Below are 24,679 nucleotides of genomic sequence, written 5' to 3' on the forward strand. Positions count from 1 at the left end.
GGTGCCAAGCCGCGATGACGGTGCGGGTTCGCAGGCATTTCCCGGGTGTTACGGCGTTCGCGGGCCGGGCGGGGTCATCAGGCGCGCGTCGGGCGCGGGCAGCCAGGTGTGCGGAGGGCGGGTGAGCCATCCGCCGTCGGCGGAGGAGAGCCGCCGCGCGGCGGCGCGGAGGGCGTCGAGTCCGGGGTGGCGCAGCCCGCGCCGCCAGACCATGGAGACGGGGGTGAGCGGCACGGGGGCGGTGAGCGGCCGCAGGACGAAACCGGGCAGGTCGATGAACTCGGTGCTGGCCAGGACCGGCCAGCGGTGCTTGGTGACCAGCCGTACGAACTCGTCCTTGCCGTCGATCTCCGGGAACGGCGCGGCCACCGCGATGCCGCGGCCGTCGAAGAGCCGCTCGGCGAGATCGGTCCACTCGGCGGTGTGCGGGTTGCCGGCGGCCGCGTACAGCGCCTCGCCCGCGAGCGCGGCGAGCGGTACCTCGGGCAGGGCGGCGAGCCGGTGGTCGCCGGGAAGGAGCACGGCCATGCGCTCGTACCGGACGGGGAGGTGGTCCAGGCGGGAGAGCACGGCCGGGGCGAGGCCCGCGACGCGGCCGAAGGAGACGTCCAGGCGCCCGGCGAGGATCTCCGCCGCCGCGCCGGTGAGACCGCTGTGGAAGCGGGCGGTCAGCTCCAGTTCGGGAGCGGCGGCGCGGGCCTCGTCGAGCACGCGCGGCGCGGTGCCGACCGGGGCGCCGATGTCGACCAGGAGCGGACGGCCGGCCGGCGCGAAGGCGGCGGCGAGTTCGTCGTGGGCGGCGAGCACCCGGCGGGCGTGCGGCAGCAGCCGTTCGCCGTCGGGGGTCAGCCGCACGCTGCGGGTCGTGCGCGCGAACAGTTCCGTGCCGAGCGCGCCCTCCAGGCGTCGGATGTCGCGGCTGAGCGCCTGCTGGGCGACGTAGAGGCGGGCTGCGGCCTGGGTGAAGTGCAACTCCTCGGCGACGGCGGTGAAGGCCCGCAGCAGACGGGGGTCGAGGTCGTGCGGCATCCGCACATTCAACACGCTGTGCGCCGACAGAACTGACAACGAAAGTGCGTCAATGGGCGCTGATCAGGTGTTGGACCGCCGTGGGGGCCCGCGGCGAGGGTGGTGGGGTGATCAACAGCCTCGCGCCCTACCGCCGGATCTTCGCGCCGCCCGGCGCCCTCGCCTTCACCGCGGGCAACCTCATGGCCCGCCTCCCCGCGGGCATGTTCGGGGTCAGCGCGGTCGTCATGATCTCGGCGGGCTACGGCTCGTACGCGCTGGCCGGGGCGGTCACCGCCACCGGACTGGCCGCGACGGCCGTCGTGGGCCCCTGGACCGCCCGCATGACCGACCGGTACGGGCAGGGCCGGGTCGCCGTCCCGGCGGCGGCGCTGGCCGCGCTGGGGTCGCTGGCCCTGGTGCTGTGCGTCCGGCTGCACGCGGCGCCCTGGACGCTCTTCGCCGCCTATGCGGCGACCGCGACGACCCCGAACACCGGCGGCATGTCCAGGGCCCGCTGGGCGCACCTGTACCGGCACGACGAACGGGCCCGCCACGTCGCCCAGTCCTTCGAGCAGGCGGCGGACGAGGTCTGCTTCATGCTGGGCCCGGTGCTGGCCGCCTTCCTGTGCACCGCGCTCTTCCCGGAGGCGGGCACGGTGGCCGGGGCGGTGCTGCTGTTCTGCGGGATCGTGCTGTTCGCGGCGCAGCGCGGCACGGAGCCGCCGCCGGTGCCGCGTCCGCGGGAGGGCGCCACGGGGCGCGCGGCGGTGCCGCCGGTGCTGTTCACGTTCCTGGCGACGGGGGCCGTCTTCGGCGCGATGGAGGTCACCACCGTCGCCTTCGCCGACGCGCAGGGGCACCGCGGGGCCGCCGGGGCCGTCCTGGCGCTCCAGGCGGCCGGCTCCTGCGCGGCGGGGCTGCTGTACGGGCTGCGGCCGCCCCGCGACCGTTTCGCGGCGAGCGTCGCCGCGATGGCGGGCCTCATGCTCCTCCCGCTGATCGCGGCGCGTCTGGGCGGCCTGTGGCTCCTCGCCCCGGCACTGCTGGTCGCGGGCATGGCCACCGCGCCGACCATGATCAACGGCATGGCGCGCATCCAGCGGACGGTGCCGCCGGGGCGTCTGAACGAGGGAATGGCCCTCGCCGTCACCGCCCTGCTGGGCGGCATCGCGGCCGGCTCCTTCGTCGCGGGCGCGGTGACGGACAGCCGGGGCCCGGTCGCCGCGTACGCGGTGCCGGTCGTGGCATCGGCCGTCGCCGCGCTGATCGCGGCCATGAGCGTGCGGGCCGCGACCCGTGACCGGGCCCGGGAATGACGAAAGGCGCCGTCCGCCGCGCAGTGCGCGGGCAGGCGACGCCTCCCGAGGGATGTGGAGATGGCGGGAATCGAACCCGCGTCCTGTGGTGCGGAACCAGGGCTTCTCCGAGCGCAGTCCGCTGTGCTTTTCTCGGCCCCGGCAGTCACGCGGACAAGCCGCCGACGGGCCCAGCCACTGTTTGATTTCCCACCGAGTCCCGTGGCCGGACTCAGTGGTTTAGTTCCCTAGCTGATGCCAGGATCCGGGTCGGGAACAGCCCCGGGCTGACACTCCGCAGAGTCTTCGCTAGCTGCTAATTAGGCAGCGAGAGCGAAGGCGGAGGAATCGCGCTTAGAGTTGGCGATTGTTTTTTTCGGCATATGGTTTACGAGATCATTGCCGCTTTCTCGGCTCGCTTCCCCTGCTTCGACATCCCCAGTCGAAACCGATCATCCCCATGTTGATTTTTCAAGCTGCACACCGGACGTCACCGGCCGGTGGTGCTGCCGCCATCGTACGTGAACAACACGCACCGAGGCCAGCGCATTTCCGGCGGGCCGGACAGCGGGGCCGGACGGTGCGTCAGGCCGGTGCGTCACGGCCGCGCGGTCGGGCCTCGCGGGTCAGCCCTCGCGCTGGCGGCGGCGCGCCGAGGAGATCGCCCGGTCGGCCTCGCGGCGGTCCTGCTTCTCGCGCAGGGTCTGCCGTTTGTCGTACTCCTTCTTGCCGCGGGCGAGCGCGATCTCGACCTTGGCCCGGCCGTCCTTGAAGTACAGGGCGAGCGGCACGATGGTGTGCCCGGTCTCCTGGGACTTCTGGACGAGCTTGTCGATCTCCGCACGGTGCAGCAGCATCTTGCGCTTGCGCCGCGCCGTGTGGTTCGTCCACGTCCCCTGCGTGTACTCGGGGATGTGGACGTTGTGCAGCCACGCCTCGCCGCCGTCGAGCTGGCCGAAGCCGTCGACCAGGGAGGCACGCCCCTGGCGCAGCGACTTCACCTCGGTGCCGGTCAGCACCAGGCCCGCCTCGTACGTGTCGAGGATGTGGTAGTCATGCCGCGCCTTCTTGTTCTGCGCGATCAGCTTGCGACCCGTTTCCTTTGCCATAGCGCGGCCATTCTCGCACTCCGGGGGCGCTCGGGGTACCGGATTCCGCGGCGGGCCGCCACGGTGTGCGAGGTCAGCGCGCCGAGGCTCCGAGGCCGTCCAGGATCTCCAGGGCCTCGGCGTCGGCGTCGGTGCCGCCGGAGATCCTGAGGTCCGGCTCGACACCGCGTCCGTCGACGCTGCGGCCGGCGGGCAGCCGGTAGTGGCCGACGGTGAGCTCGGCGACGGAGCCGTCCGGGAGGCGGCTGGGCATCTGGATGGAGCCCTTGCCGAAGGTGCGCGAGCCGATCACCACGGCCCGGCCCCGGTCCTGCAGGGCACCGGCCAGGAGTTCCGCGGCGCTCATGGTGCCGCCGTCGACGAGGACGACCAGGGGCGTCTCGGTGTCGCCGCCGTCGGCGGCGTAGAGGGCCTGCTGCCGCCCGTGGACGTCGTACGTGGCGACCAGGCCGCCGTCGAGGAAGGCCGAGGCGACCCCGACGGCCTCGGTGACCAGGCCGCCGGAGTTGCCGCGCAGGTCCAGGAGTATGCCCTCGCCCGCGGTGCGGGCGGCCAGCGCCCGGCGGACCTGCCCGGCCGCGCCCCTGGTGAAGGCGTCGACCTTGACGGCGGTGATGCGGTGGGGCAGGTGCCGCACCCGTACCGACTCGGTCGGCAGCAGGGCGCGCCGGGGCGCGACCTCCCAGGAGCGGGCGCCGCGCGCCAGCCCGAGGACGACGGTGGTGCCGACGTCGCCCACGCCGCGCAGCCGGGAGACGACCTCCGTGACGGGGCGGCCGGTGACATCGGTGCCGTCGATGGTGCGCAGCCGGTCCCCGGCGCGGACGCCGGCCCGTGCGGCGGGGCTGCCGGACTGCACGCGGTCGATCTCGACGCGGCCGTTCTCGACACGGCGCACCCAGAGACCGACCCCCACATACCGGCCGTCCAGGGAGTGCTGGAAGCCCTCGTACTCCTGGGCGGTGTAGAACGACGACCAGCGGTCGCCGCTGCGGCTGACCAGGGCCTCCGCCGCCTGCGGGCCGACCTTGCCGTCGGCGATGGCCTCCGCGATCTCGTCGGTGTCGGCGACCGCGTCCGCCGGGATGCGGGTGGAACTCCGCGCCTGCCGGTCGCCGCCGACGACGTCACCGAAGGAACCGGTGGCCGCCCCGGTGGCCAGAACCGCGCCGAACACCAAGGTCAGGGCGGCCGCGCGGCCCACGCGGCGCGGCTTCCCGGACAGACAGTGGCTCAGCACGTCGGGCAGTCTAGGCGAGAACCGGGCGCTGTACGGAAAGTTGGCCGTACGGCGCCCTTTGCGCGAATCAGACCTTGAGGTACTTGCGCAGCGCGATCAGGGCGGCCACCGCGGGCATCAGCATGCCCACCACCAGCACCAGCGGCAGCACCTGCGCGACCTCGCCCCAGCCGAGGAAGTTGATCAGCGGGACCTTGGTCTGCAGCGACAGGCCGTGGTCGATCAGGAAGTAGCGGCCCACGAGCAGCATCAGGCACGCCAGGCCGCCGCCGACCAGGCCGGCGAACGCGGCCTCCATGATGAACGGCATCTGGATGTAGAAGCTGGACGCGCCGACCAGGCGCATGATCCCGGTCTCGCGGCGCCGGCTGAACGCCGACACGCGCACGGTGTTGACGATCAGCATCATCGCCACCGCGAGCATGAACGCGAGGACCACCAGGGCGGCCAGCGTCATACCGTTCAGGAGCCCGAACAGGTTGTCCAGCAGGGCCTTCTGGTCCTGCACCTCCTGGACGCCGGGGCGGCCCTGGAAGGCGCTGGCGACCACCTGGAACTTGGTCGGGTCCTTGAGCTTGACCCGGAACGACTCCTGCATCTGATCCGGCGTCAGGGAATCGGCCAGCGGGGAGTCGGAGAACTGCTCCTTGTAGTGCTTGTACGCGTCCTCCGCGCTCTCGTGGAAGTACTTCTCCACGAGCGGCAGCGCCTTGAGCTGCTTCTCGATGTCCTGCTTCTGCTCCTCGGTGACAGCGCCCTTGGTGCAGTTGGGGTCGGTCTTGGCGTCGTTCTTGTTGCAGAGGAAGATCGACACCTGGACCTTGTCGTACCAGTACCCCTTCATCGAGTCGACCTGCTCGCGGGCGAGCCACGAGCCGCCGGCGAGCGCGAGGGAGAGGGCGACGGAGACGATGACCGCGAAGGTCATGGTCAGGTTCCGGCGGAGGCCGACGCCGATCTCCGAGAGCACGAACTGGGCGCGCATGATGTCCTTTCAGCGGGCTTGCGTTGTCCAGGGCCGGGGATCAGTGCTGATAGCCGTAGACGCCGCGCGACTGGTCGCGCACCAGCCGCCCCTTCTCGAGCTCGATGACGCGCTTGCGCATCTGGTCGACGATGTTCTGGTCGTGGGTGGCCATGACCACCGTGGTCCCGGTGCGGTTGATGCGGTCCAGAAGGCGCATGATGCCGACCGAGGTCTGCGGGTCGAGGTTTCCGGTCGGCTCGTCCGCGATGAGGAGCATCGGGCGGTTGACGAACGCGCGGGCGATCGCGACACGCTGCTGCTCACCACCGGAGAGCTCGCCCGGCATGCGGTCCTCCTTGCCGCCGAGGCCGACCAGGTCGAGCACCTCGGGGACCGTCTTGCGGATGGTGCCGCGCGGCTTGCCGATCACCTCGAGGGCGAACGCCACGTTCTCCGCGACCGTCTTGTTGGGCAGCAGGCGGAAGTCCTGGAAGACGGTGCCGAGCTGGCGGCGCATGTGCGGCACCTTCCAGTTCGACAGCCGGGCCAGGTCCTTGCCGAGGACGTGCACCGTGCCGGTGTCCGTGCGCTCCTCGCGCAGGAGGAGCCGCAGGAAGGTGGACTTCCCGGAGCCCGAGGAGCCCACCAGGAAGACGAACTCGCCCTTCTCGATTTCCAGCGAAACGTCCCGAAGTGCAGGACGGTTCTGCTTGGGGTAGGTCTTGGAGACGTTGTCGAATCGGATCACGGTCGCACTCCGGATACAGGGGATCGGAGGCGACCTTACGCGAACGCCGAGGGGCCGCGCAGTTCGCGGTCCGGGTTGGTGCGTTTATTCACCGGCCAAAGCAGACAAAGTGGGCATTGGCCTCCCGGGTCACTCTTCGGAGTCACGGGAATCGCGCGGGGCGCGCCTGCCGCCCCGGAAACTGGCACAGTGGTGGGGGGACTCGGGAACGGACCGTCCCCGACGCGCGTTGTTCATGGAGCGGCCGAGGGGCCGCAATGGGAGGAGGCGACCGCATGACAGTCGACCGACTGGTGTGCGCCAACTGCGCCGGCCCCGTCAGTGAAGGCCGCTGTGCGGTCTGCCGCGCCCACCGTGCACGCCTGCAGCAGGAGAACCCCTTCGCCAACATCACGCCGGCGACCCTGATCGCCCTGCTCGTGGCGCTGCTCGCCGTGGCATGGGTGGTTCACGAGGCCACCGCGTAGCGGCAGCGCCCGCAGCGAAAGGGGCCCGGGACGTCGACGACGTCCCGGGCCCCTCGCCGTACGCAACCGCGTGATTACACGGCGGTGTTGCGGCCGCCGCCCACCAGGCGCGGCATCAGGCGGAATCCGATGCCGCCCGCGATCATCGTGGCGGCACCGATCAGCAGGAAACCGGTCTCGCCGGCACCGGTCTCGGCAAGCCCCTCCTTGGTGTCACCCTGGGTGACGATGTCGCTGCTGCCCGCGCTGTCGGTGCCGGTGCCGTCCGCGCCGTCCCCGCAGTTCACGCTGTCACCGGAGACGGCACAGGTGGTGTCGCCGTCCTGCTCGCCCGTGGCGCTGCCGCCGGTGGTGCCGGTGGTGCCGGTGCCGCCGTCGGTACCCGTGGAACCGCCACCGTCCGTGGCGCTGCCGCCGTCGGCAGAGGAGCCACCGTCGGTCGAGGAGCCACCGTCGGTGGTGCTGCCACCGTCCGTGGCGCTCCCGCTGTCGGCCGAGGAACCGCCGTCCGTGGTGCTGCCAACGCCGCCGGTGCCCGTGGAACCGCCGCCCGTGGTGCTGCCACCGTCCGTCGTGCCCCCGTCAGCGCCCTCCGTGGTGGAGCCGTCCGTGGTGGAGCCGGTGGTGCCGTCCGTCCCGCCGTCGGGGCCGATCCCGGCGGAGACGCCGTCATCGCCGATACCGATACCGATACCGATGCCGATACCGACAGCCTGCGCGGCACCCGCCACGGTCAGTGAGGCACCGGCCGCGATCACCGCGGCGGCGGCTATACGCGCCGCCCGCAGCCGCGTGTTCTTCTTTCTCATCTGGCAACTACCCTCAGTAGCTTCTCGTCAATGGAGCAGCGTGCTCAGGGGAGCCTCAACGGGGCGCACTCGGGTTCCGGATTCGGGGCCGGCCCGGGCTCGCCCCCGTTCGCTCACGCCCCGGTCATCCGCATGCCGTGCATGACGATTCCCAGAATGCACGGCATCGTCAAGGTCATTCCGGGCGCATTGCCGGGAATGACCTGCGGTGACGGCTGATTACTTATGCCGCCGTAATCCGGAAAGCACAACAGCCGCCCCTGGGGACGGCAGTTGTGTGGATCACGAAAAGATGTGAACGGTGGACGGTCGACGCCCGCGTCAGACCGCCGCGGCCTGCTCCTGCTGCTTGCGCCAGCGGATGCCGGCCTCCAGGAAGCCGTCGATGTCGCCGTCGAGGACGCCCTGCGGGTTGCCGACCTCGAAGTCGGTGCGCAGGTCCTTGACCATCTGGTACGGGTGCAGCACGTAGGAACGCATCTGGTTGCCCCACGAGTTGCCGCCGTCGCCCTTGAGGGCGTCCATCCTGGCCTGCTCCTCCTGGCGACGCCGCTCCAGCAGCTTGGCCTGCAGCACGTTCATGGCGCTGGCCTTGTTCTGGATCTGGGAGCGCTCGTTCTGGCAGGAGACGACGATGCCGGTCGGGATGTGGGTGATCCGGACCGCGGAGTCGGTCGTGTTGACGCCCTGGCCGCCGGGGCCGGAGGCGCGGTACACGTCGATGCGCAGTTCGGTCTCGTCGATCTCGACGTGGTCGCTCTGCTCCACGACCGGCAGCACCTCGACGCCCGCGAAGGAGGTCTGGCGGCGGCCCTGGTTGTCGAAGGGCGAGATGCGCACCAGGCGGTGCGTGCCCTGCTCGACGGAGAGCGTGCCGTACGCGTAGGGGGCCTTGACGACGAAGGTCGTGGACTTGATGCCGGCCTCTTCGGCGAACGAGGTCTCGTAGATCTCGGTCGGGTAGCCGTGCCGCTCGGACCAGCGCAGGTACATGCGCTGGAGCTGCTCCGCGAAGTCGGCGGCGTCGACGCCGCCGGCCTCGGCGCGGATGTTGACCAGCGCCTCACGCGCGTCGTACTCGCCGGACAGGAGGGTGCGGACCTCCATCTCGTCCAGCGCCTTGCGGACCGAGTCCAGTTCGGTCTCGGCCTCGGCGCGGGTGTCCGCGTCGTCCTCGGCCTCGGCGAGCTCGAAGAGCACCGCCAGGTCGTCGATGCGGCCGCGCAGTGTCTCGACCTTGCGGAGCTCGGCCTGCAGGTGCGACAGCTTGCTGGTGATCTTCTGCGCCGCCTCGGGATCGTCCCACAGCGACGGCGCCGCCGCCTGCTCCTCGAGCACGGCGATGTCGGCCCTCAGTTTGTCGAGGTCCAGAACGGCCTCGATCGACCCCATGGTCGAGGAGAGGGACTTGAGCTCTTCGGATACATCCAGGACTGCCACGTCCCCCAGCCTACCGGGTGGGCGGCGAAGCATCGGCGGTCCCGTGTCCGCACCCCCGTTCCCGCACCCTGCGGGCACAGGGGGTGCGGCGGACGCCCCCCGGGTCAGAGCAGCGGCGGCGCGGGATCCGCGGCGGCGGACTCCGCCGCCCGCTGCAGAGCACTGGCCAGGAGGGCGAGGTCGGTGGGGCCGTTGCCGAGCTCACGGACCGGGCGGCGGGTCGGCGGGTCGCCCATGCGGTCCCACTCGAGGGGGACGACGGTGGGGCGCAGGGTGGCCGTCCGCGGGATGCGGCCGCTGACCCGGCCGGCCTGGAAGGCGGTGACGGCCCCGTCGGGGCGGCGCAGATAGCCGCGGCCGGGCAGCGTGTCGTCCAGGGCGGCCGGTTCCTCCACGGCGACCAGCAGGGCCGCGGACTCCGGCTCCTCCGTGCGCAGCGCGATGCGCAGTCGTGCGGCGTCGTCCGCCTCGGTCCCGGCCGTGCGCTCGGGACGGCCGGTGGCGGCGACCAGGTGCACGCCCAGGCGCTCGCCGTCGCGGGCCACGCTCTCCAGGGCGCGGACGACCGAGCCGGCGGCGGGCCGGCCGGGGCTGCCCAGGGCGGGCGCGACGAGCGCGTCGAAGTCGTCGACCACGACGACGAGACGGGGCAGCGGTTCCGCGGTGCGCGTCTGCACGCGGACCGCGCCCTGCGGCTGCGTCTCCCCCGCGGCGGCGGGCGCGCGGCCGGGTTCGGCCTGGCGCGGCACCACCGGCACCCGGTGGCGGTCGTGCCACTGCCCGAAGTCCAGCCCGTCCAGCAGCCCTTCGCGCCGCTTCAGCTCGGCGGTCAGGGCCTGCGCGAACTCGCGCATCCGCACCGGGTCGGAGGCACACAGATACGTGGACACATGCGGCAGGTCGGTGCAGACCCGCAGGCCCTCGCCGCGCTCCGTGCCCGCGCCGTCGACGAGTACGAGGGCGAGCCGGTCCGGGCGCTCGGCCGCGGCCAGGGCGGCGGCGACGGACCGCAGCAGTTCGGTCTTGCCCGAGCCGGGCGCGCCGCCGACCAGCAGATGGGGGCCCTCGGCGACCAGGTCGACCAGGACGCGGCCGCCGGGACCCGCGCCGAGGACGGCTGCGGCCGCGCCGCCGGCGGGCGCGGGCTCGGCCCAGCGGGCGGCGATCTTGGCCGGGGTGGCCAGGGCGAGGTCCAGTTCGTCCAGGAGGCGGGCGGTGCGCGGCAGCGCGGAGCGGGTGACGCGGGGCGCGGCGGCGTCGCCCTCGCGCAGCGGTGCCAGGGCCCGGGCGAACCGCTCGGCCCAGGCGGTGGAGACCGCCTCGACCGTCATCCGTTCCGGGCCGTGCGGCTCGATGCGCAAGGTGGTGGCCACGTCGCCCTCCAGGACGGCGACGGCGCCGCACTGGGCGGCCAGCCGGTCCGCGCTCTCGGCCAGGCACAGCACATGGACGCCGACGGACGGCCCGGTGGCGGCGATCCGGTCGACGGCCTCGCCGAGATAGGCCGAGCCGGGGTCGCCGTCCACGACCAGCAGGGTGTGCGGTCCCTCGCGGTCGGCGGCGGCCTTGACGACCGCCTCCGCGGTCGCCGTCGCCCAGCCGCTCCCGAGCGGGCCCTCCTCGATGCGCCGGACCAGCTCGGCCACGCGGGCCTCTGCCTGCTCGCGGTCGGTCGCGGTGAGCAGGCGGCAGTCCTGGCCGTGGGCGGGGCGCAGATGCGGCAGCCAGTGCAGCCAGGCCCACTCCTCCGCGCGCTGTTCCACGGGGCGGGAGCGGTCGGCGGCCAGGAGGGCGACCTCCAGCGCGCCGGGCGCGTGCAGGGCGCACAGCTGGGCGATCACGGCCCGGGCGAACCCGGTGAGCCGGGGGCGCGGGCCGGCGAGGCCGAGCACCTGGGTGTGCGGGTCGCGCAGGTCGATGGTGAAGGGGACGGCGGGCAGCGTGCGGTAGCCGTCCTCGGCGGGGAGGTCGGCGGTGCCCAGGCGGACCGTCAGCGTGTCCGGGTGGCCGGGGGCGCGCTCCCACAGCCGCGGGCCCGGCCCGAGGGCGGTCAGCAGCACGGCGGCGGGGTCCGGCCACCGGTCGCGCAGCCCGACGGCGTCGGTGACGTCGTGGCCCGGGCCCGCGGCTCCGTCCGGGCCCGTGCCGTCGGCGGGGCCGCGCCCCGCGGCCAGCCGCCGGGCCCAGCTTCCTATGGCCCCGGCCATCCGGCTGCCGGCCTCGGCGGCCCGGCCCGCGGTGCGGCGGCTCTGCGCGGGCAGGACGGCCCGCGTCTGCTCGGACAGGCCGCGCTGCGGGGTGTCGCGGCGGCCTCCCGAGGGGGCGGCGGGAGCCGTGGCAGGTGCCGCGGGTGCCGGGGACGCCTCCGCGGCGCCGGGAGCGGGCGCCGGGCGGGCATCCGGTGCGGCCTCGCCGGGGGAGGCGGGGCCGTCCGGGCGTTCCGCGGACCGCGCGGGCCGCCAGGCCGCCACGGCCTCGCCGTCGGGCCAGGAGGCCGGCGGGAGGGTGACGTGCAGATGGCCCTCGGCGTCCGGGATGGCGGGGACGGACGCCGGAGGCGGCGGGACCGTCGACCCGGGCGGGGTGGGTTCCAGCTGGAGGACGGACTCGCCGATGCGCAGCAGGGCCCCGGGGGCGAACGGGACGCCGCGGGGCCCGACCGGCTGCCCGTCGAGCGTGGTGCCGTTGGTGGAGCCGAGGTCGTGGACGGTGACCCGGCCCCCGGCGTCCACGGTGATGGCGCAGTGCAGCCGGGAGACGTCGGGGTCGTCCAGGGGGACGTCGGCGTCGGCGGACCGCCCGACCCGGATCTGCCCGCCCTGCAGCAGGTGGACCCCGCCGGCGTCGGGACCCCCTATGACATGGAGCCGGGCCGCGGCGGAGGGGCGTTCCTCGTGGTGGCCGTCGGCCGGGGCGTGCAGCGAGAGCACGGCGCCGTCGAGCAGCGGCGGCACACCGAGTACGGCGGTGGCCGGGTCCAGCCGTTCGGCCCCGGCGTACAGCGGAGGCAGGGACCTCAGGGACGCCGTGGACCGCGCGGGCTGCCCGGAGCTGCCCGTGCCCGAGGTCAGGGCACCCGCCACGGCCCCCAGGAGGGTGCCCGCCGGCGCGGTGACGAGCACGTCGGAGGAGCGCGCCCCCCGGCCGCCGCGCGGCCCGAGAACGGTCAGCCGGATCTGCATCTCCGTCCACGGTCCCTTCTGCCCGGTCCGGCGGCAGGAAGGGGACTCGCCCCACCCACCGTGTCCGGGCACATCGACACGTACAAGAACGAACCGACCGGCTCCCGTTGCTCAGCGATCCGCGATCCGCACGCGCATCCTCCCACTCGCCACTGACAGGTTGCCGCCGGTGCCCACCTTCACGATCTTGAATGATCAGCATTGGGCGGAAAAAGCAACCAATCGACCGTACTCCGCGTCCTAATCCCACGCCCGCCCCGTGCGTGAACGAGCTCCGCTCCCATGACGCGGCACTACAGTGGGCGCACACAGGCCACGGACCAGGCCAAGATCCAGGGAGTGCGAGACGTGCGGCCGGTAGGCAGCAAATACGAACTGGTGGAGCCGCTGGGACGCGGTGCCACGGGCACCGTGTGGCGCTCCCAGGTGCGGGACACCGGCGAGACCGTCGCGATCAAGGTGCTCAAGGAAGAGCTCGCGAGCGATCCCGACGTCGTGATGCGCTTCCTGCGCGAGCGCTCGGTGCTGCTGCGGCTGCGCCACCCGCACATCGTCCGCGTGCGCGACCTGGTCGTCGAGGGCGACCTGCTGGCCCTGGTGATGGACCTGATCGACGGCCCGGACCTCTACCGCCACCTGCGCGAGAACGGTCCGTTCTCCCCCGTGGGCGCCGCCCTGCTGACCGCGGCCATCGCCGACGCGCTGGCGGCCAGCCACGCCGACGGCGTCGTGCACCGCGACCTGAAGCCCGCCAACGTGCTGCTCGCCACCGTCACCGGCCCGGACGGCAGCGCCCAGATGCACCCGATGCTGACCGACTTCGGCATCGCCCGGCTGGCCGATTCGCCCGGCCTCACCCGGACCCACGAATTCGTGGGGACCCCCGCCTACATAGCGCCGGAGTCCGCACAGGGCCGCCCGCAGACCTCCGCGGTGGACATCTACGGCGCCGGCATCCTGCTGTACGAGCTGGTCACCGGCCGTCCGCCGTTCCACGGCGAGAGCGCGCTCGAAGTGCTGCAACGGCACCTGAGCGCGGAGCCGCGCCGCCCCACGACCGTCCCCGAACCGCTGTGGACGGTCATCGAGCGCTGCCTGCGCAAGGAGCCCGCCGAGCGCCCCAGCGCCGAGAACCTGGCCCGCGCCCTGCGCGTGGTGGCCGCGGGCGTGGGCGTCCACGCCTCACCGGCCCAGGCCGAGGCCGCCATCGGCGTGGCCGCGCTGCTCGCGCCGGACCCCGCGCCCGCGACCGTGCCGGACACCCCCCTGGTGCCGCCGGGCACGGCGGACCCCACCCAGGTGCTGCCGAACCGCTCGCCGATGGGCGGGTACGACCCGACGGCCGCCACCAGTGTGCTGTCCGCCAACGCGGCCGAGAGCGGCGCCGACCCGACCCAGGTCATCCAGGGCGGTTCCCAGCCCGCCGGCGGCGCCGACGGCACCCGTGTGATGCCGCCGGTGCCCGGCGGCCCGCCGAACGAGCCGCCGCAGGGCCCGCACCCGTGGGAGTCGCAGCTCAACCGGGCCCGGGCGCGCGCCGAGCAGACCGAGATCCAGTACCTGGACCCCGAGCAGGACCCGCTGCGCCGCCGCCCGCGCCGTCAGCCGGGCGCACAGCCCCCGCAGCCGCCGCAGTCCTACCAGCAGCAACAGTCCTACCAGCAGCAACAACAGCAACAGCGGCAGCAGCAGCCCGGTGGGCAGGGGTACGCACAGCAGCCGCAGCACCAGCAACCCCCGCGCCCGCCGCAGCACCGCCAGCCGCAGCAGCAGCCCGCGCCGCGCTACGAGCAGCCGCAGCAGTACGCGCCCCGGCCGCAGCAGCAGGCGCCGCGCTACGAGCAGCAGCCGCCCCGGCACTACGAGCCGCAGCGGCCGCCCGCCCCCGAGCCGCCCCCGGCCCGCGAACCGCGCCGGCGCAGCGCCAACCCGATGCGCATCCCCGGCCTGGGGTGCCTCAAGGGCTGCTTCACGATGATCGTCGTCGTGGTCGTCATCTTCCTGCTGGCCTGGTACTTCGGCCCGTTGCAGGGCTGGTTCGACACCGGCAAGGGGCTCTGGGACACCCTGTCCACGTGGGTGACCGACATCTGGAACGGGATCAAGTCGCTGGGGGACTCCACCAGCGGCACTCCCAGCCAGTAGCGCGGCAGGGAGCGCGGAGCGCGGCACCTTCTGCCTTCAAAGAGTGACGGCGGAAAATTCTGAGAGCGTTTTCAAGCGCCACGCCTTGACGCCTCGTCAGCCCGGGCGGACAGTGAACTGCCCGGGCAACCCCCTTCACGCGCTCCCCCACCTCTCCTCACCAGGAGGACTTGTCATGCGCGCGTCCAAAACTCTCGTCCGGGCCGGCGCGGCCGCACTGCTCGCGCTCGCCGCGGCCCTCGCCGGCCCGGCCTCGGCCAGCGTCCCCCCGCCCAGCACCGGCTGGTCCCTGACCTGGAGCGACGACTTCACCGGCAGCGCCGGGTCGGCCCCCTCCGGCACGGACTGGATCACCGACACCGGCACCTCCTACCCCGGCGGCCCCGCGAACTGGGGCACCGGCGAGGTGCAGACGTACACCGCGAGCAGCACCAACCTCCAGCAGGACGGCGGCGGCAACCTCCGCATCACCCCGGTCCGCGACGGCTCCGGGCGCTGGACCTCCGCCCGGATCGAGACCCGCCGCACCGACTTCCAGGCGGCCGCGGGCGGCCGGGCCCGCATCGAGGCGCGCATCCAGATGCCGAACCTGACCGGCGCCGCGGCGGCCGGCTACTGGCCCGCGTTCTGGACGCTCGGCGCCGACTACCGCGGCAACTACCAGAACTGGCCCGGCATCGGCGAGTTCGACATCATGGAGAACGTCAACGGGATCAACCAGGTCTGGGGCACGCTGCACTGCGGCGGCAACCCCGGTGGTCCCTGCAACGAGACCAACGGCCTCGGCGCCGTCCACGCGTGCCCGGGCAGCGCCTGCCAGGGCGCCTTCCACACCTACACCTTCGAGTGGGACCGCAGCGTCAGCCCCGAGACGCTGCGCTGGTACGTCGACGGCGTGCAGTACCACGCCGTCAACGCCTCGCAGATGGACGCGACGACCTGGGCCAACGCCACCCACCACGGCCACTTCGTGCTGCTGAACGTGGCGATGGGCGGCGCCTTCCCCAACGGCGTCGCGGGCAGCGGCACTCCGACCGGTTCCACCGCCTCGGGCGTGCCGATGCTGGTCGACTACGTGGCCGTCTGGAACTCCGCCGGCAGCGGCGGGGGTGGGGGCGGCGGAGGCGGCGGCACCGGTGCCTACGGCACGATCCAGGCCGAGTCGTACGCCGCCCAGTCCGGCACCGCCACCGAGACCACGACCGACACCGGGGGCGGCCAGGACGTCGGCTGGATCGCGGGCGGCGACTGGCTGCGTTACAACGCCGTCGACTTCGGCTCCACCGCCGCCCACCAGTTCAAGGCCCGGGTCGCCTCGGGCGCCGCGGCAGGGGTGAGCGGACTGGTCGAAGTACGGCTGGACAGTCCCACCGCGACCCCCGTGGGCAGTTTCGCGGTCGGCAGCACCGGGGGCTGGCAGAACTGGACGACGGTCCCGGCCAACACCGCGGCGATCACCGGGACGCACGACGTCTATCTGACCTTCGCCAGCGGTCAGCCCGCCGACTTCGTCAATCTCAACTGGTTCACGTTCACCGGCTGAGACTGCCCGTGCTGGTGATTTGTCGACTTCTGGAGGGTGATTTCTTCCGCAGAAGCCGCACTCACCCCCGACTGGTTCCCCCAACCGGCTCGCATCCGCGTAGCTTTGTCGCCAACACGACGGCACGTCGGAGGAGTCGGAGCAGCCTTGGGACGGAAGATCGGCAGCCGGTACACCGCGCACCAGGTGCTGGGGCGCGGCTCCGCCGGCACGGTGTGGCTGGGCGAGGGCCCCGAGGGCCCGGTCGCCATCAAGCTGCTGCGCGAGGACCTCGCCTCCGACCAGGACCTCGTCGGCCGCTTCGTCCAGGAGCGCACGGCCCTGCTGGCACTGCACCACCCGCACATCGTCGGTATCCGTGACCTCGTGGTCGACGGTTCCGACCTGGCACTGGTCATGGACCTCGTGCGCGGCACCGACCTGCGCTCCCGCCTGGAGCGGGAGCGCAGGCTCTCCCCCGAGGCCGCCGTCTCGGTCACCGCCGACGTCGCCGACGGCCTGGCCGCCGCGCACGCGGCGGGCGTCGTCCACCGCGACGTGAAGCCGGAGAACGTCCTGCTGGACTCCGCCGCGCCGCCCGGACCGGGCGGGGCGCCCCCGGCGCTGCTCACCGACTTCGGCATCGCGCGGCTGGTGGACTCCCCGCGCCGCACCCGCGCCACCCGCATCATCGGCACCCCGGACTACCTGGCGCCGGAGATCATCGAGGGCCTGCCGCCGCGGGCCTCGGTCGACATCTACGCGCTCGCCACCGTCCTGTACGAACTGCTCGCCGGCTTCACGCCGTTCGGCGGCGGCCACCCCGGCGCCGTGCTGCGCCGGCACGTCACCGAGTCGGTGGCGCCGCTGCCCGACCTGCCCGACGAGTTGTGGCAGTTGCTCTCCCAGTGCCTGGCCAAGGCGCCGGCCTCGCGACTGACGGCCGCGGAAGTGGGCGCGCGGCTGCGCGAGTTGCTGCCGGATCTGGCCGGGCTGCCGCCGCTGGAGGTGGACGCGCCCGGCGACCACCACCACGAGGACGCGGGCGGCTTCGGCGCCGAACCCGCGGGCACCGGCGAGCCGTACGACCCGCCGGCCGGCCGCCGGCGCGGCGCGGTCCCGCTGGTCAGGGGCGCGGCCCCGGACTCCACCCGGGACACGCACACCAGCATCAAGCTGCCGACTGCCGAGGAGCTCGCCGCCGGCCGCGCCGCGGGCGACGACCCCCGCGGCGGCCGGGCCCGCCACCGGCACCGGGCCGTGACGGACTCACCGCAGCGCCGCCGGGCCAAGATCGGGGCCGCCGCCGCGGCGGCCCTGGTGGCCGCCGGGCTCGGCGGCTGGGCCATCGCCGCCTCCGGATCCGACGACGGCGGCTCCACCAGCCGCGAGGACCAGGAGCCGGGCGACTCCACGACGCACGCGCCCACCCCCACCGCGCCCACCGGCGCCGCGGCCTCCCCGCAGGGGGCCGTCAGTTCCGCCGCGGACGCCGCCGACGCGGCCGGGGAGGCGTCGCTGCGCTGGTCGGGCCTGACGGCGCTGCCGCGGCTCCCGGTCGCCGGGGTGGAGACCACCGGACGGCCGCGGGCGGTCACCGCCGCGGGTGCGACGTACGTCTTCACCCGGGGCACCGACCGGAACCTGTGGTACCTGGTGGACGGCAGCTGGCACCGGCTCACCGGGATAAGCGTCGCCGACGACCCGTCCGCCGTCTCCTCGCGCGCCGGGCAGCTCGACGTGTTCGCGCTCGGCACCGACCACAAGGTCTACCGGCGCACCCTCAGCGACGGCGCGTGGGGCGGCTGGTACCAGGTCGACCAGCCCGCCACCTTCGACACCACCCCGGCCGCCGCGTCCTCCGCCCCCGGCCGGATCGACCTGGTCGCCCGGTCCGACGGCGACCTGGTCACCTCCTCCTGGGTGGACGGCCGATGGAACGCCTGGGCGCTGGTGCCCACCGCCGGCCGCATCACCTCCGCGCCCGGCCTGGTCTCGCGCGCCCGCGGCACCCTGGACGCCTTCGTCGTGCGCAAGGCCGACGGGGCCGTGCTGCGCCTGCCGTACGTCAACGGCGCCTGGCGCCCCTCGGAACCGATCACCGGACTGGACGCGACCGGCCGCCCGGAAGCCGCGGTGTCCGGGGGCCGGCTGTACGTCCTGGCCCCGTCCGACAGCGGCGGGCTGGCCGCCGCCGTGGGCGCCGGGTCCGGCTGGGTGCCCGTCCCGGTGGGCGCCACCAGCCGCACCGGCGCCGCGCTCACCGGCTCCGCGAAAGCCCTCACCCTCTACGTCCGCCGGGCCGACGGCACTCTCGCCCGCTCGACCGGTTCGCCGGTCACATGAAGGTCACGATCCAACGGCCTGACGCGTGGGCGGTATTGCGGCGGTTATCAGACCGGGCGTAACACTGGACGCGGAACAGCGGACGACGCGGGGACGGGACGCCCGGCGCAGCCGACTCGGCCAACCGGCGGGCTGCCACCGCGGCGTGCTTCCGCGCTGAGGGGATGGGCAGGCAGATGCGGACATCCAGCAGGCGCACGCGAGGTACGCGCAGGGCCGTCGTCGCCGTGGTGGCGGCGGCCGCCCTGGCACTGACAGCGGCCGGTTGCGGCGGCAGCGACGACGACAACGGCGGCACCGGCGACAACGGGGCGGCGTCGCCGAGCGGTTCGGGCGGCGGGACCGGCGGCGTGGCGCTGCCGGACCTCAAGGGGCAGAGCCTCGAGGTCGCCGCGGTGTGGACCGGCCCCGAGCAGAAGCACTTCCAGAAGGTCCTCGACGAGTTCGGCAAACGCACCGGCGCGAAGCTGAAGTTCGTGCCGACCGGCGACAACGTCTCCACCTTCCTCGGTACCAAGATCGAGGGCGGTCAGCCGCCGGACGTGGCGTTCCTGCCGCAGGTCGGCGTGTTGCGGCAGTTCGCGCAGAAGGGCTGGCTCAAGCCGCTCGGCCCCGAGGCGCAGGCCCAGCTGGACAAGAACTTCACGCAGGGCTGGAAGGACCTCGGCGCGTACGAGGGCAAGCAGTACGGCGTCTACGCCAAGGCCGCCAACAAGTCGCTGGTCTGGTACAACACCTCCGCCTTCGACAACGCGGGCATTTCCGGACCCCCCGCCACCTGGGACGACTTCCTCAAGACCGCGGAGACGATCTTCGAGTCGGGCACGCCCCCGGTATCGGTGGGCGGCGGCGACGGCTGGACCCTCACCGACTGGTTCGAGAACATCTACCTCTCCCAGGCCGGCCCCGAGAAGTACGACCAGCTCGCCGCGCACAAGATCAAGTGGACGGATCCCTCGGTCAAGGAGGCCCTCACCACCCTCGGCGGGCTCTTCGGCAAGAAGGACCTCATCGCCGGCGGCCAGAGCGGCGCCCTGCAGACCGACTTCCCCACGTCGGTGACGCAGACGTTCACCGGCAATCCGCCGAAGGCCGCGATGGTCTACGAGGGCGACTTCGTGGGCGCGTTCATCGGCGACAACACCAAGGCGAAGGTCGGCGAGGACGCCAAGGTCTTCCCCTTCCCGGCGGTCGGCTCCGGCAAGGCGCCGGTGGTCAGCGGCGGTGACGTGGGCGTCGTCCTGAAGGACTCCAAGGGCGCGCAGGCGCTGGTGACCTTCCTCGCCTCCACGGACGCGGCCGGGGTGTGGGCGTCCTCGGGCGGCTTCGTGTCGCCGAACAAGTCCCTGGACCTGTCGGTGTACCCGGACGAGGTCTCGCGCTCCATCGCCAAGGGTCTGGTGTCGGCGGGCGACGACTTCCGCTTCGACATGTCCGACCAGGCGCCGGCGGCCTTCGGAGGCACGGCGGGCAAGGGCGAGTGGAAGGATCTCCAGGACTTCCTGAAGAACCCTTCGGATGTGGCGGGCGCGCAGGCCAGGCTCGAAGCGGACGCCGCCAAGGCGTACGCCGGCTGAGGCGACCGCGATGGCGACGGCGGCGACCGTGCAGGGTCCTGCCGCCCCGGGCGGCGTGCCCGCGGCGCGGCGCAAGGGCGTGACGGGCACACGGCGCTGGGTGGCGGCGGTCTTCCTGCTGCCCGCGCTGGTGCTGCTGGGGGCGCTGGTGGTGTACCCGATCGCGTACACGCTCTGGCGCAGCCTCTTCGACAAGGCGGGATCGGGCTTCGTCGGGCTGGAGAACTACGGCTCGGTCTTCAGCGACGACAGCACCCTGACCGCGCTGCGCAACACCGCGGTCTGGGTGGTTGTGGCGCCGGTCCTGGCCACGGCGCTCGGCCTGGTCTTCGCGGTGCTGACCGAACGGGTGAGCTGGGGCACCGCGTTCAAGCTGGTCGTCTTCATGCCGATGGCGATCTCGATGCTGGCGGCCGGGATCATCTTCCGGCTGGTGTACGAGCAGGACCCGGCGCGCGGAGCGGCGAACGCGGTCGTCGTCGGCGTCCACGACACCTTCGCCGACTCCTCCGCCTACCCCGGGGCCAGACCCCGCCCCGGCGGGGAGCTGGCGGCCTCGGGCGGCGGCTCGTACACCACGAAGCAGGCGGCGCAGGAAGGCACGGCGGTCGCGCTGCCGCTGATCGGCATCCCGGCGGCCGAGCTGCCCGCGGGGGCGGGGGACGCCCGGCAGGCGGCCGCCGGCCCCGGGGTGACCGGCACCGTGTGGCTGGACTTCAAGCCGGGCGGCGGAGGCACGGCCGGGGCCGTCGACGCCGGGGAGAAGGCGCTGAAGGGCGTGCGGGTCGAGGCCGTCGAGGACGGCCGGGTGGTCGCCTCCGCGACGTCCGGCGCGGACGGCACCTTCGCGCTCCCGGCGTCCGCGGCCGGTGCCCGACTGCGGCTGCCCGCGTCGAACTTCGCGCAGCCGTACAACGGCATCGACTGGCTCGGCCCGACGCTGGTGACGCCCGCCATCATCGGCGCCTATCTGTGGATGTGGGCGGGCTTCGCGATGGTGCTGATCGCCGCGGGGCTCGCCGGGGTGCCGCGCGAGCTGATGGAGGCGGCGCGGATCGACGGCGCCAACGAGTGGCAGGTGTTCCGCCGGATCACCGTGCCGCTGCTGGCCCCGGTGCTGGTCGTGGTGGTCGTCACACTGATGATCAACGTGATGAAGATCTTCGACCTGGTCTACATCATCGCGCCCAGCACCTCGCAGGACGACGCCAACGTCCTGGCGCTGCAACTGTTCCTGTCGTCCTTCGGGGGCGGCAACAACCAGGGCGTCGGCAGCGCGATCGGCGTCATCCTGCTGCTCCTGGTCGTCCCGGTCATGGTGTTCAACATCCGCCGTCTGCGCAGGGAGGCCCGCCGATGACGACCGTCGCAGGCACAGCGGAACCCGCCGGACCGGCCCGGCCCCCTCACCCGGAGACCGCGGGCAAGGCCGCCGGGGCGCCGCTCGCCGCACGCCTCGCGGAGCGGGCCGGCGGCGGCGTGCTGCGCGTGTTCCTCGTGCTGGTAGCGCTGTTCTGGCTGATGCCGACCGTGGGGCTGCTGATCTCCTCGTTCCGCGGGCCGGTGGACATCGCCGCCACGGGCTGGTGGAAGGTGTTCACCGCGCCCTCGGAGCTGACCGCCGCCAACTACCGCGAGCTGCTGGGCAACGACGCCGTCACCTCGTCGCTGCTCAACACCGCGCTCATCACGGTGCCGGCCACCTTGCTGGTGGTGGTCATCGGCTCGCTGGCGGGCTACGCCTTCGCCTGGATGGAGTTCCCGGGCAGGGACTGGCTGTTCCTGCTGGTGGTCGGGCTGCTGGTGGTGCCGGTGCAGATCGCGCTGGTCCCGGTGGCCAAACTCTTCGGGGACATCGGGATCTTCGGCGACACCATCGGCGTCGTCCTCTTCCACACCGGCTTCGGCCTGCCCTTCGCGATCTTCCTCCTGCGCAACTTCTTCGCGGAGATCCCGAGGGAGCTGCTGGAGGCCGCGCGGCTGGACGGGGCGGGCGAGCTGCGGCTGTTCGCGCGGGTGATCATGCCGCTGGGCGGTCCGGCGATCGCCTCGCTCGGCATCTTCCAGTTCCTGTGGGTGTGGAACGACATGCTGGTGGCGCTGATCTTCTCCAACGCCGACTCGCAGCCCATCACCGTCGCACTGCAGCAGCAGGTCAGGCAGTTCGGCAACAACATCGACATCCTGGCGCCGGGCGCCTTCGTGTCGATGGTGGTCCCGCTGGTCGTCTTCTTCGCCTTCCAGCGGCAGTTCGTCTCCGGCGTCATGGCGGGCGCCGTGAAGTAGGCAGGCGGGACAGGAGCGGCGAGGACCGGGGCCGGGCAACACTCCGTGGCCGGAACGGTCGCCGGATGTGGCACGCCCGGCGGGATATAACGGGCATAAGCCGCGTACGTCGATCCTACGGATGTGCTGCCTTGCCCCGGTTCAGCGTCATCGTGCCCGTCCACAAGGTGCAGGCCTATCTGCACGAGTGCCTGGAGTCGGTACTCGGGCAGAGCTTCACCGACGTCGAACTGATCGCCGTCGACGACCACTCCCCCGACGGCTGCGGCGCGGTCGTCGCGTCCTACGCGGCCCGCGACCACCGGGTCACCGCCGTGCACCTGGCCGAGAACGTGGGCCCCGGGCGGGCCCGCAACGCCGGTATCGCCCACGCCACCGGCGACTACCTGCTCTTCCTCGACGGCGACGACACCCTCACCCCCGGCGCGCTGCGGGCCGTCGCCGACCGGCTGGCCGAGACCGCGGAACCCGACGTGCTGGTCTTCGACCACGCCCGCACCTACTGGGACGGCCGCGTCGTCCGCGGCCGCCGCGCCGGACTGCTCTCCCACGCCGGGCCGCCGCCCGGCCCCCTCGCCGCCCGGCCCGACCTGCTGCGGCTGCGGCCGGTGGCCTGGAACAAGGCCTACCGGCGGGAGTTCGTCCAGCGGCGCGGCCTGTCCTTCCCGCCCGGCTGGTACGAGGACGTGCCCTGGACGTACCCGGCGCTGCTCGCCGCCGGGACCGTCGCCGTGCTGGACCGGGTCTGCGTGCACGACCGGCAGCGCCGCCACGGCAGCATCCTGCGCACCACCAGCACCCGCCACTTCGACGTCTTCGAGCAGTACGAGCGGCTCTCCGCCTTCCTCGACCGCCATCCCGTGCACGACCCGTGGCGGCCCGCGCTCTACCGGCGGACGGCCGACCACCTGCTGCTGATCTACAACAGCGCCGACCGGCTGCCCCGTTCGTCACGCGCCGCCTACTTCAAGCGCTGCGGCCTGCTCCTGCGCCGGCTGCGGCCCCGGGAACCCGGCCGCCCCGGGCGCGGCGGCGGGCCCGGGCGCGGCGGCGGGCCCCGGCGGCTGCTGGTGCGGCTCGGCGCCCGCCCCGTCTTCGACGCGGTGCGGGCCGCGGGCACGCTGCGCCGGCGGCTGCGCGCGCTGGCGGGGGCCGCCCGCCTCGCGGGCCGCACGGCGGCCCTGCGGACGCACTACCGCCTGCAGCGGCAGCGGCCCCTGGACCCGCGGTCGGCGGTCTTCGCCGCGGACCGGTACGGCGGCTACGCCTGCAACCCCGCCGCCCTGGAGACCGCCGTACGCGGCCTCGCCCCGCACCTGCGCACGGCCTGGATCACCACCGAGGAGCACGCCGGCACCCTGCCGCCCGGGGTGCGCCGCCTCCAGCCGGGCTCGCCCGCGTACTGGACGGCGCTGGCCCGGGCCACGTACCTGGTCAACAACGTCAACTTCCCTCACGCGTACGTCAAGCGCCCCGGCCAGGTGAACCTGCACACCCACCAGGGCACCCCGCTCGGCCACATGGGCCTGGACGTGCAGGGCGACCCCGCCGCCTCGGCCGGCCGGGACTTCGCGCGCATGCTCGCCCACACCGACCGCTGGGACTACTGCCTGTCCGCCAACCCGCACTCCTCGGTGGTCTGGGAGCGCGCCTACCCGGCCGGCTACACCACCCTGGAGTACGGCCAGCCCCGCAACGACGTGCTGCTCCGGGCGTCCGCGGACGACGTGCTGCGGCTGCGCGCCGCCCTCGGCCTGTCCGAGGGCGTCACCGCCCTGCTGTACGCCCCGGCGCACCGCGGCCACCGGCACGGCTTCCGCCCGCCCGCCGACCCGGCCCGGCTGGGCCGGGAGCTCGGCCCCGGATTCGTGATCCTGTACCGGGCACCGCGCGAGCACCCGGACCGGGGGTGCGCGACCGGCCTCCCCGAGGACCTGCCCGGCAACGTGCTCGACGTCTCCGCGCACCGCAGCGTGCAGGAGCTGTGCCTGGCCTCCGACGGGCTGATCACCGACTACGCGTCCCTGATGTTCGACTACGCCGTCCTGGACCGGCCGGTCGTCGTGCACGCCGAGGACTGGGCGGCGTACCGGATCGCGCGCGGCTCCTACCTCGACATCACCGCGGAGCCGCCGGGGCTGGTCGCCGGGTCCGGGGACGAACTCCTCGGCATCCTGCGCACCGGCGCCTGGCGCGGCCCGCTGTCCACCCGGCTGCGGGCCGCCTTCCGGGAGCGGTACTGCCCGTGGGACGACGGGCACGCGGCCGAGCGGGTCGTGCGCCGGGTCTTCCTGGGCGAGCCGGGCGGCCTGCCCCCGGTCGCCCCCGCGCAGGCCCGGCACCCGGCCCCCGCCCCCGACCTGGCCCGTGAACAGGCCCGTGCGCAGGCCCGTGAGCACGCGCGCGAGCGGGCCGCCGCGCAGGAGCCCGGCGGGGTGTACGACCAGACCCGCGACCCGGCGCCAGGCGGCTGAGGCCGGCGTCGATTCACCCGTTCGGCGCAGTGGAGGTGACCGACGCGGCCGGGGCGAGTTG

General features: G+C 73.6%; 16 protein-coding genes, 1 other RNA gene and 1 pseudogene. 9 read left to right on the forward strand and 9 right to left on the reverse strand.

The features are described 5' to 3' along the window. Positions 1–48 precede the first annotated feature (48 nt). A complete protein-coding gene (locus ACFYXS_RS03680) occupies positions 49–1,029 on the reverse strand; it encodes a LysR family transcriptional regulator (RefSeq protein ID WP_389243369.1) in 981 nt (326 codons plus the stop codon). Between the two features lie 107 nt (positions 1,030–1,136). Here ACFYXS_RS03680 and ACFYXS_RS03685 point away from each other — a divergent pair, with 107 nt between their 5' ends. After that, positions 1,137–2,327, forward strand: a complete 1,191-nt coding sequence (locus tag ACFYXS_RS03685) for an MFS transporter (RefSeq protein ID WP_389243371.1) — start codon at positions 1,137–1,139, stop codon at positions 2,325–2,327. A 52-nt stretch (positions 2,328–2,379) separates the two neighbouring features. Here ACFYXS_RS03685 and ssrA read toward each other — a convergent pair. The 5 genes from ssrA to ftsE form a co-directional block, all read right to left on the reverse strand. Continuing rightward, positions 2,380–2,766, reverse strand: a transfer-messenger RNA (tmRNA) gene (ssrA, locus tag ACFYXS_RS03690). Positions 2,767–2,932: 166 nt separating this feature from the next. Continuing rightward, positions 2,933–3,415, reverse strand: a complete 483-nt coding sequence (gene smpB, locus ACFYXS_RS03695; RefSeq protein ID WP_319664528.1) for an SsrA-binding protein SmpB — start codon at positions 3,413–3,415, stop codon at positions 2,933–2,935. Positions 3,416–3,488: 73 nt separating this feature from the next. After that, the gene (locus tag ACFYXS_RS03700) at positions 3,489–4,655 is read right to left on the reverse strand and encodes a S41 family peptidase (protein WP_389243375.1); all 1,167 of its coding nucleotides are present in this window, start codon (positions 4,653–4,655) and stop codon (positions 3,489–3,491) included. 67 nt (positions 4,656–4,722) lie between these two features. Beyond that, the gene (ftsX, locus tag ACFYXS_RS03705; protein ID WP_360915323.1) at positions 4,723–5,640 is read right to left on the reverse strand and encodes a permease-like cell division protein FtsX; all 918 of its coding nucleotides are present in this window, start codon (positions 5,638–5,640) and stop codon (positions 4,723–4,725) included. Between the two features lie 40 nt (positions 5,641–5,680). Further along, positions 5,681–6,370, reverse strand: a complete 690-nt coding sequence (ftsE, locus tag ACFYXS_RS03710) for a cell division ATP-binding protein FtsE (protein WP_319664533.1) — start codon at positions 6,368–6,370, stop codon at positions 5,681–5,683. A 275-nt stretch (positions 6,371–6,645) separates the two neighbouring features. Between ftsE and ACFYXS_RS03715 the strand changes: the two genes are divergently transcribed. After that, on the forward strand, positions 6,646–6,837 hold the full coding sequence (locus tag ACFYXS_RS03715; protein ID WP_389243378.1) for a hypothetical protein: 192 nt from the start codon (positions 6,646–6,648) through the stop codon (positions 6,835–6,837). Positions 6,838–6,911: 74 nt separating this feature from the next. On the opposite strand, the gene ACFYXS_RS03720 is transcribed toward ACFYXS_RS03715, so the two are convergent. The 3 genes from ACFYXS_RS03720 to ACFYXS_RS03730 all read right to left on the reverse strand — a co-directional run bounded on the left by ACFYXS_RS03720 (position 6,912) and on the right by ACFYXS_RS03730 (position 12,268). Beyond that, complete coding sequence (locus tag ACFYXS_RS03720; RefSeq protein WP_389243380.1) at positions 6,912–7,646, reverse strand: hypothetical protein; 735 nt, start codon at positions 7,644–7,646, stop codon at positions 6,912–6,914. Between the two features lie 321 nt (positions 7,647–7,967). After that, positions 7,968–9,086, reverse strand: coding sequence for a peptide chain release factor 2 (gene prfB, locus ACFYXS_RS03725; RefSeq protein ID WP_389243382.1), 1,119 nt, complete (start codon positions 9,084–9,086; stop codon positions 7,968–7,970). Between the two features lie 104 nt (positions 9,087–9,190). Beyond that, a complete protein-coding gene (locus ACFYXS_RS03730) occupies positions 9,191–12,268 on the reverse strand; it encodes an FtsK/SpoIIIE domain-containing protein (protein WP_389243384.1) in 3,078 nt (1,025 codons plus the stop codon). A gap of 348 nt (positions 12,269–12,616) precedes the next feature. On the opposite strand from ACFYXS_RS03730, the gene ACFYXS_RS03735 reads away from it, so the two are divergent. The 7 genes and pseudogenes from ACFYXS_RS03735 (at position 12,617) to ACFYXS_RS03765 (ending at position 24,618) form a co-directional block, all read left to right on the forward strand. Continuing rightward, positions 12,617–14,413: a serine/threonine-protein kinase gene (locus ACFYXS_RS03735; RefSeq protein WP_389243522.1), complete on the forward strand. Its 1,797-nt coding sequence runs from the start codon at positions 12,617–12,619 to the stop codon at positions 14,411–14,413. Between the two features lie 175 nt (positions 14,414–14,588). Beyond that, a complete protein-coding gene (locus ACFYXS_RS03740) occupies positions 14,589–15,956 on the forward strand; it encodes a glycoside hydrolase family 16 protein (RefSeq protein ID WP_389243387.1) in 1,368 nt (455 codons plus the stop codon). A gap of 147 nt (positions 15,957–16,103) precedes the next feature. Continuing rightward, a pseudogene (locus tag ACFYXS_RS03745) lies at positions 16,104–17,363 on the forward strand (serine/threonine-protein kinase); the annotation flags it as partial. 1,094 nt (positions 17,364–18,457) lie between these two features. Next, entirely contained in the window at positions 18,458–19,858 is a 1,401-nt protein-coding gene (locus tag ACFYXS_RS03750) for an ABC transporter substrate-binding protein (RefSeq protein WP_389243389.1), read from the forward strand. A gap of 10 nt (positions 19,859–19,868) precedes the next feature. Then, complete coding sequence (locus ACFYXS_RS03755; RefSeq protein ID WP_389243391.1) at positions 19,869–21,218, forward strand: carbohydrate ABC transporter permease; 1,350 nt, start codon at positions 19,869–19,871, stop codon at positions 21,216–21,218. Continuing rightward, entirely contained in the window at positions 21,215–22,144 is a 930-nt protein-coding gene (locus ACFYXS_RS03760; RefSeq protein ID WP_389243393.1) for a carbohydrate ABC transporter permease, read from the forward strand. Before ACFYXS_RS03755 ends, ACFYXS_RS03760 begins: the two co-directional genes overlap by 4 nt. Before the next feature lie 131 nt (positions 22,145–22,275). Further along, entirely contained in the window at positions 22,276–24,618 is a 2,343-nt protein-coding gene (locus ACFYXS_RS03765; protein WP_389243395.1) for a CDP-glycerol glycerophosphotransferase family protein, read from the forward strand. Positions 24,619–24,679: the final 61 nt, after the last annotated feature.

This window comes from Streptomyces sp. NPDC002574 (genome assembly GCF_042889545.1).
Classification (GTDB): Bacteria; Actinomycetota; Actinomycetes; order Streptomycetales; family Streptomycetaceae; genus Actinacidiphila.